At 60.8% G+C, this 14,952-nt stretch carries 10 protein-coding genes; 1 reads left to right on the forward strand and 9 read right to left on the reverse strand.

The window, feature by feature from the left end; genetic code table 11:
* Nucleotides 1-96: 96 nt before the first annotated feature.
* Entirely contained in the window at nucleotides 97-4,791 is a 4,695-nt protein-coding gene (locus tag AACU78_RS06105; protein WP_106580281.1) for a dermonecrotic toxin domain-containing protein, read from the forward strand.
* Between the two features lie 101 nt (nucleotides 4,792-4,892).
* On the opposite strand, the gene AACU78_RS06110 is transcribed toward AACU78_RS06105, so the two are convergent.
* The 9 genes from AACU78_RS06110 to AACU78_RS06150 all read right to left on the reverse strand — a co-directional run bounded on the left by AACU78_RS06110 (nucleotide 4,893) and on the right by AACU78_RS06150 (nucleotide 14,951).
* Nucleotides 4,893-5,915: an ABC transporter permease gene (locus AACU78_RS06110; RefSeq protein WP_106580282.1), complete on the reverse strand. Its 1,023-nt coding sequence runs from the start codon at nucleotides 5,913-5,915 to the stop codon at nucleotides 4,893-4,895.
* 58 nt (nucleotides 5,916-5,973) lie between these two features.
* A complete protein-coding gene (locus AACU78_RS06115) occupies nucleotides 5,974-7,527 on the reverse strand; it encodes a sugar ABC transporter ATP-binding protein (RefSeq protein WP_106580283.1) in 1,554 nt (517 codons plus the stop codon).
* A gap of 63 nt (nucleotides 7,528-7,590) precedes the next feature.
* Nucleotides 7,591-8,526 (reverse strand): sugar ABC transporter substrate-binding protein, encoded by a 936-nt coding sequence (locus AACU78_RS06120; protein ID WP_106580284.1) that lies wholly within the window; start codon nucleotides 8,524-8,526, stop codon nucleotides 7,591-7,593.
* Between the two features lie 48 nt (nucleotides 8,527-8,574).
* Nucleotides 8,575-8,757 carry a hypothetical protein gene (locus AACU78_RS06125; RefSeq protein WP_106580285.1) on the reverse strand — a complete coding sequence of 61 codons (183 nt, stop codon included), beginning with the start codon at nucleotides 8,755-8,757 and terminating at the stop codon, nucleotides 8,575-8,577.
* 128 nt (nucleotides 8,758-8,885) lie between these two features.
* Nucleotides 8,886-9,914, reverse strand: coding sequence for a Gfo/Idh/MocA family protein (locus AACU78_RS06130; RefSeq protein WP_106580286.1), 1,029 nt, complete (start codon nucleotides 9,912-9,914; stop codon nucleotides 8,886-8,888).
* Between the two features lie 197 nt (nucleotides 9,915-10,111).
* Complete coding sequence (locus AACU78_RS06135) at nucleotides 10,112-10,972, reverse strand: sugar phosphate isomerase/epimerase family protein (protein WP_106580287.1); 861 nt, start codon at nucleotides 10,970-10,972, stop codon at nucleotides 10,112-10,114.
* A gap of 46 nt (nucleotides 10,973-11,018) precedes the next feature.
* Nucleotides 11,019-12,029, reverse strand: coding sequence for a Gfo/Idh/MocA family protein (locus AACU78_RS06140; RefSeq protein ID WP_106580288.1), 1,011 nt, complete (start codon nucleotides 12,027-12,029; stop codon nucleotides 11,019-11,021).
* Between the two features lie 19 nt (nucleotides 12,030-12,048).
* Complete coding sequence (gene iolD, locus AACU78_RS06145) at nucleotides 12,049-13,980, reverse strand: 3D-(3,5/4)-trihydroxycyclohexane-1,2-dione acylhydrolase (decyclizing) (RefSeq protein WP_106580289.1); 1,932 nt, start codon at nucleotides 13,978-13,980, stop codon at nucleotides 12,049-12,051.
* Between the two features lie 149 nt (nucleotides 13,981-14,129).
* Nucleotides 14,130-14,951, reverse strand: coding sequence for a TIM barrel protein (locus AACU78_RS06150; RefSeq protein ID WP_106580290.1), 822 nt, complete (start codon nucleotides 14,949-14,951; stop codon nucleotides 14,130-14,132).
* Nucleotide 14,952 lies beyond the last annotated feature (1 nt).

A 14,952-nucleotide genomic window follows, 5' to 3' on the forward strand; every position in this document is an offset into this window, starting at 1 on the left:
TCCAGCACGCGGTGGCGGCAGTTGGATACCTCCCGGCGAAAATTCGCCCCGGTATAGATAGAGGCTCCGAAGTTTCACTGCCGAACAGGACCTCTCATGCCCGCCATCCCCTCCGCCCATCGCGCGCTCCCCGCACAAGCTGTCAGCACACAATTTGCCTCACGCCCGACGCTGGACACTGTCACCCGGCAACTGCTGACAGAGCTGATCCGGCAACGCTATCCAACCTTGGTCATTGATCTGTCCCGTACACAATTGGCGATACCCCATCCCACCGGCGGCTGGACTCTGCATCCGCTCATGGCCCGCGTGCTCGAGTTTCTCGCCACCGGCACCGCGCTGGACTTAAGTGACCGTCACGGCGAGTCCTGCTACCTGACCGACGCCCCGCCTAGCCGTCTCAAGCTTGCCGCCCCGGCGACCTCCGCCCTCGACATGAACATCATCGAGAACCTGATCAAGGAATTACCCTTGACCCTGCCGACAGCCCTGCAAAACGCCCTGGCCACTTATTGGCGCGAAGAGGCCGACAACGGCGTGTCGCGCTGGCGCTGGCTCAGCGATTGGCTGGCCGACAACCTCAGGGTCGCCGCCATCAGCCAGGCGGAGTTGGACGGCCCTGAGCGTGAAATGCTTGAACAACTGATCAACTACCCCGACCGCGACGAACGTATCCGTCGATTCGGGGCCAACGCCGTGCGCGCCTATTACCCGCGGGCGACGCTCAAGGAAGGTCAACAGACACTCCCCCTGCTTAGCCCCCACCTGTTGTTGACCCAGGCAACCCGGGTCCTGCTCTGCCAAACCACCGGTGCCTGCGAACGTTTTTCGTCCATGGACGCCAGCCTCCAGGCCTGGGCCCTACAGGTTGCGCAGCCCTACGTGGTCGAGCACATCACCACCCAACAATGGGAGCCAGACGGCAACGTTTTCGACATCCAGGCGGCACTGATGCTCAATCAGCAACTGCAAGACCTGGGTGCCCTCACCCTGCCCACCCGCCTGGAACTCGATACACTTCGCGTGCTGTGCCTGGAGATCGGCAACCCCGCCCACTCTTTTCTTGATGCGCCGGCCTCTGCCGCGAAGCTACAGACGACACTGCGCCAACAAGCCCCGGCCTGGCTGCAACATGCCTGCGCGGCTGACCAGATACGCTATGGACGCTATAGCCTGGCCTTGGCCAGCGCCAAGAAACGCAGCAACGGCCACACCTTTCTCAGCGATATTCCAGACATCTACACCTTCGCAACCAATGCCCTGTTGCAACAGCTGAAACATGATGAGATCACCTTCGACAAGGTGACGCCCGAACAGTCGAAGGCCGCACAGTTTCACCCCGATGACCTGCAATTGACATTCAGCGTGGCCGTCGGATACCCAGGAGGCTCCGGCTTCGTCGAGCCCGTACACATGAGCCTCACTGACCTGGCCATCACCAACCTGCAGGGCCAGCCCCATGGGCAACTCACCGTACGACATCGCCGCTCGCTGCCCCTGCCAACCTGGCTGACGCCCGACTACATCAAAGGCCGCGGCGGCCTGATCGAGCAGGTCGATATTGGCAAGGCCTACCCCGAACTGCTCGACACCCAATTGCTCGGCGACAGTGACCAGGCGCGGCAACGCACAGAGCGCTTCGCACAACACACCGTCGCACAGTTGCCAATGCTGGCCCTGGAATGGGCGCTGAACAATCAGCACGGCATGACCCTGCGCGGGGCTGACTACGTGGCTGCACTGATGGGCGAGCGCATTGAGCAGCGCCAGGTCGAAGGCCAGGCCATCGTCATTCGCCACCTCGCCTTGGTGCGCAAATCCCAAGCGACACCGGATGTTGTCACCAATATGTACATCATCGAATCCGAGAGCGCCCTCGCCGGCCCACACCTGCTGTACCGGCCCTTGTATGCCGATCCCCTCCGGGAGTTCGCCAGCCGCGAGGACTTGCTGCAGGCCATTGCCCATCCTGGTGAATTGCAGACCAGTGTGCTGACCTGGTTGTCCGACGGCGCGAGGCCGGTCTACGCCAACGGTGGATTCCAGGAACCCCATTACCCGCGATTTGGCATGGGCGATGAGTTCAGCGTCCCTGACGTACCGCAACCCGCCACCCTGGCGACTGATGGCAGCAACGACGAGCTGAGGCAATTTCTGTCCAGCGGCCAACTGATGCAGTTTTTGTATGGCAGTAACGCACGGGCGCTGGTCGATCAGGCTGATCGCGCCTCGGTTTCCAACCACGAGAGCCGCTGGCGCGTGCTGCTTGAAGGCGCCGGCCTGCTGTTCAACACCCTGCTGCTGCCCCTGGCCAGAGGCCCCCTTATGCTCACGGGTTGGCTGCTCAGCCTGATGAGCAGTGCCAGCCATGATATTCCAGCCCTTGGCAGCGATGATCCGGTGACCCGTGAATTGGCGCTGGTTGACCTGTTGCTGAACATCGGCATGCTGATGCACCAATGGCTACCGCCGACGACATCGCCCTCGACACCGCTGGCTGACGATGTCAGGCAACAAGCGCTTCGTTCACCGCTTACCAGGCTGGGCAACGAGCACTGGCCACCCCCACCCGCCCCTGCGGTGCACCAAGGTTCTACCGTACTGGAAAACGAAGGGCTAGCGAGGGACGCCACGGTGTTCGATTTCAGCTTTTCCAACGCCCACCTCCAACTCACGCCCAGCCAACGCGAGCGGCTGGCCGGGTTCAGGGCACCCAAGCCCGAGCCATTGCCCACGCCCCAGTTGGACGGGCCACGCAGAGGGCTGTATTCGTACCTGGGAGACTGGTACGCCTTGCTGGATACCCAGTGGTACAAACTGAGCCCTGACCGCGACGCAGGCGTGGTGATTGTCGACCCCATCGACCCCACCCGGCTGGGGCCTTTCCTGCAAACCGACGGCTTGGGCAACTGGTCGCTGGACTTGCGCCTGCGCCTGCGCGGTGGGATGCCAGCCAAACGCATTGCCGCCGAACGAAAGCGCCAGGCCGAGCGCAAAATACAGCTCAACGCGCAATACGAGCAATTTTCCAACGACCAACAAGCCCAGCAAAAAAAAGCTGACGATGCAGAAATGCTCATGACCCTGGCGGCCGCCAACCCCAAGTACTCCGACGCAGCAAAGGCCAGCACCCGCAGGGCCTTCGACAGGGCTTTATACGAACAGAGTGAGGGGTATCGCAAAATACTCGACAGTCGCAAAGAGCGTGAAGCGTTGCACATCCCCTTCCCGGCCCAGGTCAGTGCCATACTTTTGGAAAACACCATCAATAACGCGCGCAAGTCAGTCGTGATCGCCGACATGGACCGCCAAGCGCTCTATGCCATGCACCGGGAGTTCATGGGCGGGAAGATCGAACCGACACCCGCCATGCTCGCCAACGTTGCCCATCACTTACAATTTCTCAATGAGATGAGTGAAATCAATGAGCGGCAGATAAAGGCCCTGGAACTCAAGGATCACTACCTGTTGGAATTATTCAATCTGGGCCAGCCCGGCCTGGAAAGCTATAACCGCCTGACCATGAACCGCCCTGCCGAGCTTGGCGCATTGGCGATCAAATACCAGCAACTCAATACCCTTAAATACCTGAGCGTCAAAACCTGGGAGCATAGCGCCAACACCGAGTTGTATTCCGTGCTTGAGTCACTGCACCCCCAAGTGCGCACTCATGCTGAACTCAGCACCCTTAGCCTGACGCCGGATGACCGCCTGAACGTACTGGACAGTCTCTTCCGGCACTACGGCCAGGCGCTGGACGCGCTGCAAAGCATCGCCATGGTTCATGCCGACAACTTGCACATGACGTCTTTCCAACACATACAAAAACTGCTGACAGAGCTGTACCAGGATGCCATGCAGCAGTTGGCCGCCGAGATCAAGCCTGAACCCAACGCGGTCAAGCACCCTCCCAAGCATCCTCGGCCTGCTGACGGCGGCCCGCAGAAAAAGGTGATCAAGACCCGCAAGCAAGGCGTTTTGATCGGCGACCTGAAGCCTGCCGACGCAACGTTGCCAATCGATCGGGTCGAAGTGCGCTCCGTAGAGGGTGACCAACTGTTGGGCACTTACTCACAGCACGAGCACCAATGGGACGAAATCATAGAGGTACGCCCCAGCGCCCCGCTGCTGCCGCCAGGCACGCGGGCACTGAGTGTGGTCAAAGGTGAAGCGCGCAAATACCTGCAAGAGCTCATGCCGATCCTCAAGCGTGAGGCCGGCTATGCAAAGGTTTCCAAGTTTCCTGTCGAGATCCAGGAGAGTCTGCAGAAGGAGGCTCGCCGATTCACCGAGCTGGCCGACGAACTCTATCGATCCATCCAGGCCAAGCCGGAGGATTCAAGAGTACTTACCGACCAGACCCTGCTGGACGAGATGCGAGCGGCGGTCACGACCTTGACCACCAAGGGCCAGGAACTGCGCGTCCAGTACTCGCTGGAACTGCCACCGAACGACGCTAACCTGGTGTACTTGCTGGGCCGGGACCTCGTACAACTGGCCAGGCTCGGCTCACGCATTGAGATGCGAGGCGTCCGGCAGGATTTCATCCAGGAGTACGCGGTCAACGACAAACGCGGCTATCCGCTGTGGTATGCACATTTTCATTACGCCAAAGCCGACACACCGAAGCACGACTACACCGTGGCCCACCTGAAAAAAAAGAATCAACGTAAGGACAGTTATTACTCGCTCCTGGCCAACGCCCGGGGCCCACAAAGCGTGGTGGATGTGCACCATGGCACAATCGGCCGTGAACTGGCAGAGCGCCGGTTCCTGCCTTTGGCTCCGTAAACCCTGGAGCGAGCTTGCTCGCCAGGATCGTCGACGATGCACGGGGAGTCTGGCACCGCGCAGCGCTCTCGGGTTCTTCGCGAGCCAGCTCCTCCATCGGCTCAGCGCTTGAGCTTGCGCTTATTGCGGTACTGGTCGATCACCACCGCGATCACGATGATCAGCCCCTTGATGATGTCCTGGATGTACGCATCCACGCCGACAAAGGTAAACCCGCTGGCCATCACGCCCAGGATCAACGCGCCGATCACGGTGCCGGTGATGCGCCCCACCCCGCCCGCCAGGCTGGTGCCGCCGATCACCGCTGCGGCAATCGCATCCAGCTCATAGGACATGCCCATGCCGGCCTGGCCGGTCGCGGCACGTGCCGAGGCGACGACGCCAGCCAGGCCCGCGAGCAACCCGGCGATGCTGTAGACGATGATCAAATGGCGCTTGACGTTGATCCCCGACGTGCGCGCCGCCTGCATATTGCCGCCGATGGCGTAGGTGTACTTGCCGTACTTGGTGTAGCGCAGCGCGATATGGAAGATCACCGCCACCACCAGAAAGATGATCACCGGCATCGCGCCATGGCCGATCGCCGTGTACGAATCCGACAGCATGCTCACCGGCTGGCCTTCGGTGTAGTAACGCGCCAGGCCGCGGGCCGAGACCATCATGCCCAGGGTCGCGATAAATGGCGGGATCCCCGTAACGGCAATGATGCTGCCGTTGATCGCCCCTGCAAGCAGCCCGACCCCCAAGCCCATCGCCACCGGTATCCACATCGGCAAGTTCGTCAGGCTGGGAAACACCGCGCGGGAAAAATCCGAAGTTTGCGCCAGGCTGGCGGCAATCATCGCCGACAGCGCCAGCACCGAGCCTGAGGACAAGTCGATGCCCGTGGTGATGATCACCTGCGTCACGCCAATCGCCAGCAGGCCGATGATCGACACTTGCAGGATCATCAGCACCAGACGCTGGGAGTTCATCAGAAAACTCTGGTCGCGCACGATCCAACCGAACAGTTCAAACACCAACCCGATGCCGATCAGCACCAGGAAGATGCTCAGCTCGGTGGGCAAGCGCCTGCGGTGCTTGACCGGTGCCGTGGCAGGCTTGTTGTCTGTTATTGCGTTCATAGCCAATCACCTTCTTGTTCTGTGGCACAGGCCAACCGCAGGCCTGCGCTGCTGTTCGTCAGTGGACTACGGTCATACCGGAAGCCAGCTGCATGACTTTTTCCTGCGTCGCCTCCGCACGGTCCAGGGTGCCCATCAGGTCGCCCTCGTGCATCACCATCACCCGGTCGCTCATGCCCAGCACTTCAGGCAGTTCGGACGAAATCATGATCACCGCCATGCCTTCGCTGGCGAGAAAAGAGATCAAGCGATAAATCTCGGCCTTGGCGCCGACGTCGATGCCACGGGTGGGCTCATCGAGAATCAGCAGGCGCGGGTTGGTCATCAGCCAGCGCGCCAGCAAGGCCTTTTGCTGGTTACCGCCGGACAAGGTGTCGATGCACTGCTCCAGAGACGGGGTTTTCACCCGCAGCTTTTTGCACATGTCTTCACACAACGCGCGCAACGCCTTTTGCTGGATAAAACCGTTGCCCGAGTAATGCGGCAGCACCGCCATTTCCATGTTTTCCAGCACCGACAGGCACGGGAACAGGCCGCTGAGCTTGCGGTCCTCGGTCAACAGCGCAAAGCCTTTCTCGATGGCCATGTGCGGGTCGCTGATGCGCACCGGCTTGCCGTCAAGGGTGATCTGCCCGCCAGAGCTTGGGGTAATGCCGAAAATCGTCTCCGCCACGTTGGTGCGGCCCGAGCCCATCAACCCGGCGATGCCGAGGATCTCCCCGGCGTGCAGGTCGAATGACACCCCCTTGAACACGCCGTCCAGTCGCAAGTCGCGCACCGACAGCAGCAGCTCGCCGATGGGCGTCTCACGCACCGGAAACAACTGGCTCAGTTCACGGCCGACCATCATCGAGATCAGGCTGTCGCTGTTCATGCTGTCGGCGCGCTGCAGGCCAATGTAATGACCGTCGCGAAACACCGCGACTTCATCGGCGATGGCGAACACTTCATTCATTTTATGCGTGATATAGACGATGCCTTTGCCCTGGGACTTGAGGTCGGCAATGATCGAAAACAGGTGGGCCACTTCCTTTTCGGTAATGGCCGAGGTTGGTTCATCCATGATCAGGATGTCGGAGTCGTAGGACACCGCCTTGGCAATCTCGACCATCTGCCGTTCGGCGATACTCAGGTTGCCGACGTGTTCTTCAGGGTCCAGGTTGATGCGCAAACGCGCCAGCAACTCGGCGGTGCAACGGTGCATTTCGCGGTGGTTGACCATGTGCAGGCTGTTGAGCTGCTCGCGGCCGATCCAGATGTTTTCGGCGATGCTCATGTGCGGCATCAGGTTGAGTTCCTGGTGGATCATCGCGATCCCGGCCTTTTGCGCCGCCAGCGGCGTTTCAAACACGATCGGCTTGCCGCGCAGACGTATTTCACCGGCGTCGGGCTGGTAGATGCCGGCGATAATCTTCATCAGCGTCGACTTGCCTGCACCGTTCTCGCCCATCAGCGCCAGCACCGAGCCAGGGCGAACGCGCAGTTGCACATCGGCCAGGGCCACGACGCCGGGAAAGCCTTTGCTGATGTTGAGGATTTCCAGCAGGTAGGGTTCTTCCGGCGCCAGGGGCTGGATACCGGGAGGCTGCGAGACAACCGCTTGAGCAAGCATATCGGGTACTCCATCAGCAGGACGACCGTGGCCGCCCTGCTCGCTTATTGTTGTTATGAAGGACTACTTGAAGTCTTTGACGTTGTCCGGCGTGATCAGCTTGAACGGAATAATCACGTTCTGCTCGACCGGCTCGTGCCTGGCCATCTTGCGCGCCGCTTCGACCGAGCCGACAGCCTGCCCTTTCGCGTCCTGGAACGCTGACGCGGCCATGTCGCCCTTGGTAATCGCGTTCAAGCCGTCCGGCGTGCCGTCGACCCCGGCGATCAACACGCTGCCCGGTTGGGTGCCCGCCGATTTCAGCGCCATGGAGGCGCCGATGGCCATCTCATCGTTGTTGGCCAGCACCGCATTGAACTCACGCCCCTGGGTCAGCCAGTCGTTGACCAGCGTCATGCCGCGGTCACGCAGCCAGGTGCCGGTCTGTTCCTGTTCGATGGTGATGCCGGGGTACTTGGCCAGAACCTCTTTCACGCCTTTGGTGCGGTTGGTGGTGGAGTTGTTGGCCAGGTCGCCCAACAGGATCACGATCTTGCCTTTGCCACCGAGTTTGTCGGCGATGTACTGCATTTGCAGGCGACCGGCCTCGACGTCATCGGAGGTCACGGCCACCACATCTTTAGGCAAGTCTTTCTGATCAGGCCGGCGGTTGACGAACACCAGCGGAATGCCCGCCTTGGTCGCCGCACTGATGATGTTCTTGGTCGACGCGGTATCCACCGGGTTGACGATAATCGCGTCGACTTTCTGGCTGATGAAGTTCTCGACCTGGCTCAGTTGCTTGACCACGTCGGCGCGGGCGTCTTCAAACTGCAGCTGCACGCCATCTCCCTTGGGGTAGGACTTGGCTTGCTTGTCCATGTCCTCGCGCAGGTAAGTCAGAAAGGTGTCGTCGAAGGCGGACATGCTCACGCCTACTTTGATATCGGCAGCCGAGGCAAAACCGCTGGCAAGCAGCATGGACAAGGCCAGCGCGGTGAAACGGATCGGGGTCTTCATGAACGGTCTGTCTCCAATTTCTTGTTGGTTTTGTGGACGTTGCGTTTTTCAGAGCGAGGAAGCCGGCAGCCGCACGATCGGTGCTCCCGGAATGCAGCACACCAGGGCGTCTTTGTTTTCGACGCACAGCACATTGAGGAAGGAGAAATAAAACGGCCGGGCGCGGGGCAGACCGCGTGGCGCTTGCTGGGCAGGGCGTAAAACTCGCAGTACAGCGTTGAAGATTTTCATCTGACGGTACCTGGTTGTTTTTGATCTTGTTTTTGTTGAGTCGCCTGGATCAAGCCCGAAGCGTACTTTTTGCAACCTGGAAAAGACTTTATTGGAAAATAATTTCCATATCAACCTGTTTTAGAATTTTATTCTATTTTTGTTGAAACCACCTGCTGGCGCTCGCTGCTAAGGCGTGCGGCGTCCAATATACGGGTGGTTTCCAGTGCGTCATAGGCGTTGACCGGCAGCGCTCCCTGCCCTTGCACGGCACTGTGCAACTGGCGATAGAACTGCGTCCAGCAGCCTTTCTCCGATGGCACACGCTCGCGTTCCGCACCTTGCTCAAACCAGCCCCAGCGTCGGTGCTCTTCAGCGCCCCAGTGCTCGCCTTCGGTTTTCGGCGTCTTGCCCGCCATCAGCGCTTCTTCCTGGCCATCAAGCCCGTCCACGGTGTAACACCCCCGGGTGCCGCTGACGCGAAAACGCGGGGCCTGGCTGTTCTGCAGCGCACTGCCCCACAGGTGGGAAATCACGCCGTTGGCGTGGGTCAGGGAAACGAAGAAACCGTGGTCCAGCGTCGGGTATTCCGCGCTGAAGTGTAATTGCGCGAACACCCGATCCACCGGGCCGAACAGTTGCAGTGCCTGGTCCACCAGGTGGCTGCCGAGGTCACGCAGCCAGCCGCCGCCGCTGGCATTGCCTACCGATTGCGGGTTGTAGCGCTCCACACACGATTCAAACCGGGTGATCTCGCCCAGCGCGCCGGTGTCGATCAGTTTGCGCAAGGTCAGGAAATCCGAATCCCAGCGCCGGTTCTGGTAGACGCTGAGCAACACACCCTGGCGTTCGGCAGCGGTGATCAGTGCCTGGGCCTGTTCGGCATTGCTGGCGAACGGTTTGTCGCTGACCACGGCGACGCCGTGTTCGATGGCTTCCAATACCAAGGCCGGGCGGCCTTTGAGGGTGGTGGAAATCACCAGGGCATCAACGCCGGCCTCGACGATCTGGCCGATGGAGTCGTAGGCCTTGAGGCCGGGATGGTCAGCCGCCAATTGCTGGCGCCGCTCAGGTGAGCGTGTCACCACGCCGACAAACGTTGCGCCGGGCAACGTTGCAATCAACGGTGCGTGAAAAAAACGGCCGCCGTGGCCGTAGCCAACTAGTCCGATTCGCATAGATGCGCTCCTTCATGAAGTGGAAACCCAGTTCAAATGTGGGAGCAGGCTTGCCTGCGAAAGCAGCGTGTCAGTCAATGAACCCGCCACTGAAAGACCGCTATCGCAGGCAAGCCAGCTCCCACACTGACTGCATTCCACCTGCCCGAAAATGATCCTTGATCGTTCCTGCGCAGAGCGTTGGAACGATCGGTTGCTTATTGGCACAGCTCGCGGGTCACCCGCTCCAGCATCATCCGGTTGGACTCATCCGGCCGGTCTTCCCAGGCAAACACCGAAACCGTAGCGATGCCGTCGAACTTGATCTCGCGCAAGGTGCCGAAAAACGCCTCCCAGTTGACCTCGCCCTGACCGATGTCCAGGTGCTGATGCACGGTGGCAGTAACGCCCGGCGGGTTGACGATGTAGCGCAGGTTCGACGACGCGCGGTGGTTATAGGTGTCGGCAATGATCAAGTGGCTGAGCTTGGAACCGGCGTACTTGAGCATCGAGGCGATATCGCCTTTGCCGTCGTCATAAAAGAAGGTGTGCGGCGCGGCGTAGAGGTAGTTGATCCAGTCGCGGTCGAGGCCGCGAATGATGTCCACCGATTCGTTGTTGCGCTCACAGAAGTCATACGGATGCGCCTGGATATCCAGCTTGATGCCTTCGCGCTCGAACTCCGGGATCAGCTCATCCATGGAGCGCATGAACTGGTTTTCGCACACCAGCGGGTTGTCGGACTGGCCGGTGAACTCGGTGTTGACCAGCTCGCAGTCCATTTCCACGGCGATCTGGATCGCACGCTTCCAGTTGCGCACGGCGGCGACGCGCAGGCCTTCGTCGGCCGCGGCCCAGTGGTACATCGGCAGCAGGGATGACAGGTGCACACCGGCGTCGCTCAAGGCCTTGCGAAATTCCTTGATGCGCGCACGGTCAACGCGAGCGCCTTTGTAGAACGGCAGGAAGTCTTCGCGGGGCGACAGCTCGATGTGCTGGTAGCCCAGCTCCGCGGCCTTGTCGACCATCTGGCCAAGGGGCAGATGGCGGTACATGTAGGGGTCTAAGGCGATACGCATGTTCAGAGGCTCCCACATTTAATGCATTTGAAGTGTGGATTTGGGCTTAGCCGTAAAAATGCGGGCGTGGCGGCAGGCCGACTTTCACGATCTGCTCACTGCGCTGCGCCTCAATGCACGCATCCGCCGCCACCGCTGCCGCAAACCCATCCCACGCCGACGGCCCACCCACTTGCCCGGCGCGTACGCTGTCGATGAAGGCCTGCAATTCGACGTCGTAGGCGCCGATGAACCGGTCCTTCCAATCCATCAAAATCGCATTCGACAGCTTGGCCTCGCTGCGCAGTTGCACTTGCGAAGGCTCAGGCAGTTTGGCAATACCGGTCTCGCCCACCACTTCGCACTGAATGTCATAGCCGTACTGGCAGTTCACGAACACTTCCACATCGATGCGCGTGCCCCTGGCGGTTTCCAGCAGCACGATCTGCGGGTCGCGCAAGTGGGCCAACGCCTTGCTCGATTTGCGCGGGAACACCACTTGCACTGACACGTAGTCGTCGTTGAGCAGCCAACGCAACACGTCGAGTTCATGGATCAAGGTGTCGGTGATCGCCATGTCGGTCTTGTAGTTTTCGCCCACCGTCGGGTTGCGGTGCGCGCAGTGCAGCATCAAAGGCTCGCCGATCTGGCCGCTGTCGATGACCGCCTTGAGGGCGCGATAACCTTCGTCGTACGGGCGCATGAAGCCTACCTGTACCAGGCGCTTGCCGAAGGCGACTTCGGCATCGACGATCTTGCGGCAGCCTTCGGCCGTCACCGCCAGAGGTTTTTCGCAGAATACCGGCTTGCCGGCGGCGATGGCAGCAAGCACGAATTCTTCGTGGCTCGGCCCCCAGGAAGTCACGAGAATTGCCTCGACCTGCGGCGAGTTGATCAACGCATGGCCGTCCGCGTACACCTCGGCGGTCAGCTTCAAATCAGCGACGACCTTGGCGGCTTGCTCAAGGTTGATGTCGGTCACCGCCACCACCTGGCTATTGAGCAAGGTCTGGCTGCACCGACGGATATGGTCCCGGCCAATGGCGCCTGTACCGATAACGCCCAACTTCAAAGACATACAAACACTCCTCTTGTTATTAGTACTGCCGGGCCTTGGCCAGGCGTTCATTGAGTTGTTTGGCCACCGCGTCAGTGCGCGCGCTGGTCGAGACCTGCGCCACACCGACCCGCCACCACGACAGGTATTTGTGGATCATGGTCTTGGGCAGAACCTTGATATCGATCAGCGTCGACACCGTTTGCGTACGCGCATCGGCCAACGCCGCCTGCAACTGCTCCACCGTGCCGACCTTGTAGGTCTTGCAGCCGTAGGCCGCCGCACTCATGGCGAAATCCACCGGCACAAAACCGCCGTCGAGCTTGCCCGTCTGCGGGTTACGAAAGCGGAACTCGGTGCCGAAGCTGTCCATGCCGTGTTCCATCTGCAGGTTGTTGATGCAGCCGAAGGTCATGTTGTCGAGCAGCACCACGTTGATCTTGCGCCGCTCCTGAATCGAGGTGGCCAGCTCCGAGTGCAGCATCATGTAGGAGCCGTCACCCACCAGCGCATAGACCTCGCGCGCCGGCTCGGCCAGCTTCACGCCCAGGGCCGCGTTGACCTCGTAGCCCATGCACGAATAGCCATACTCGACGTGGTAGGTGTTCACGCCCTTGCTGCGCCAGCTGCGCTGCAAGTCGCCGGGCAAGCTGCCGGCGGCGGCGACGATAATGGCGTCGTCGGCCAGGGTTTCGTTGAGCACCCCGAGCACGCGGCTTTGGGTCAGGCAGGAACCGGTCAGCTCGATAAACTCACGCAGCACGGCCGGGTCCATGTGGTCGTTGATTTCCGGGACGAAATTGTCCGTCTGGTAGTCGGCCTGGTAGATGCGGTCCACCTCGGCGTCCAGCTGCGCCTTGGCGTCGCGCGGCTGATCCGCCCAGTCGGAACGGTAGTCACCCAAGGCATCCGCCAGTGCTTCGAGGCCCACCTTGGCGTCCGCCAGCAGTTGCACGCCGTCCAGTTTCAGGGCATCGCACGGACTGATATTGAGGTTGAGAAACGTCACTTCGGGGTGCTTGAACAGTGACTTCGACGAGGTGGTGAAGTCGGTGTAGCGCGTGCCGATACCGATGATCAGGTCCGCTTCCGGGGCCAGCAGGTTTGCCGCCAGGCAGCCGGTTTCGCCGAGACCGCCCAGGTTCAGCGGATGGCTGGACACCACCGCGCTCTTGCCTGCCTGGGTTTCGGCGAAGGGGATGTCGAAGCGTTCGGCAAACGCTTGCAGCGCGGCATTCGCGCCGGCGTATTTGACCCCGCCGCCGCAGACGATCAGCGGTTTGCGCTTGCCTCGAAAGGCAGCCAACGCATCGCCGATCATCGCTTCAGTCGGCGGACGGCGTTCGATACGGTGCACACGTTTTTGCAGGAAGTAGTCGGGATAATCCCAGGCTTCAGCCTGTACATCCTGCGGCAGGGCCAACGTGACGGCGCCGGTTTCCGCGGGGTCAGTGAGCACGCGCATCGCATGGATCGCAGCGGTCATCAGTTGCTCGGGGCGGTTGATGCGGTCCCAGTATTTACTCACCGAGCGGAAGGCATCGTTGGTGCTGATGCTTAAATCGTGAAACTGCTCGATCTGCTGCAGCACCGGGTCAGGCTGGCGGCTGGCATAGACATCGCCGGGCAACAGCAGCAACGGAATACGGTTGGCCGTGGCGGTTGCGGCGGCGGTAATCATATTTGCCGCGCCCGGCCCCACCGACGAGGTGCACGCGTAAATCTTGCGGCGCAGGTGCTGCTTGGCAAACCCGATGGCGGCGTGGGCCATGCCTTGCTCATTGCGGCCCTGATGCACCACCAGATCGCCGCTGTCCTGCTCCAGCGCCTGGCCCAGCCCCAGCACGTTGCCGTGGCCGAAAATGGTAAAAACCCCGGCGACAAACTTGCTCTGCACGCCATCGACTTCGATGTACTGGTTATCCAGAAACTTCACCAGGGCCTGGGCCATGGTCAATCTTGTTGTGGTCATGTTCGCACCTTGTATGAATGCAAATCTGTCGATCAACAGTGAACCAATGTGGGAGCGGGCTTGCTCGCGAATGCGGTGGGTCAGTAAATAAATCGGGTGACTGACACACCGCATTCGCGAGCAAGCCCGCTCCCACAGTTTGGCCGGCGTCAGGTCCGGGGGTTTTGTAGATGGGCGATGCTCGCCCCCAATGCCTGCTGGATATCTGCCAGCGCATGCACGCTTTCGGCAAACGGCTCGAACGACAGATAACCGCCGTAGCCGGTGCTGAGCAAGGTGTCGATCTGCGCGGCATTGCCGAGGATATCGTCCTCGCCCACCAGCACGCGGTGGCCGTCGCGGATGGTATTGAGCGGTGCGTCGCGATCCTCGACGCCGGAGATATGCACCAGGCCGGTCAGCTGCGGGAAGAATTCCTGTTCGCCAGCCAAGTGATGGTGAAAGGTGTCATGCACCAGCCGGAACACATCCAGGCCGCCAATCGCCTGGATCGCATCCACGGCCACACGCTTGCGGCGCAGCGCGCATTCTTCAAAACCCAGTGGCTCGATGAAACCGAGAATCCCGTACTCGCGCAGGATCGGCGCCAACTCGCTCAACGCCGTGCGCAAACCGGCCGCGCGCTGGGCTGCATTGCGGGTATCGCCGCGCTCGTTCAGCGGGCACATCACCAGGCCTTGCGCGCCGCATTCACGCGCATAGGTGGCGAGTTTGAGCGCCTGGGCACGGCGCTCGTCATTCCACACGTCAAACGGGTACAGCGCGTTGATCGACAGCACCGTGATGCCGTGCACCGCGCACAGCTCACGCACGCGGCTGGCCGGGGTGCCGTATTCGATTTCATGACCTTTGAGGTCGTTGCGAATCTCGATGGCATCGCACTTGAGGGCCGCCGCCAACTGGATGAAATCCGGCAGGGAAAGGTCGGGCGCGACCATGCGGTTAAGGGCAAAACGTAGCGGCGACTTCATT

The organism is Pseudomonas sp. R9.37, from assembly GCF_963878885.1.
In the GTDB taxonomy this organism is placed as follows: Bacteria; Pseudomonadota; Gammaproteobacteria; order Pseudomonadales; family Pseudomonadaceae; genus Aquipseudomonas.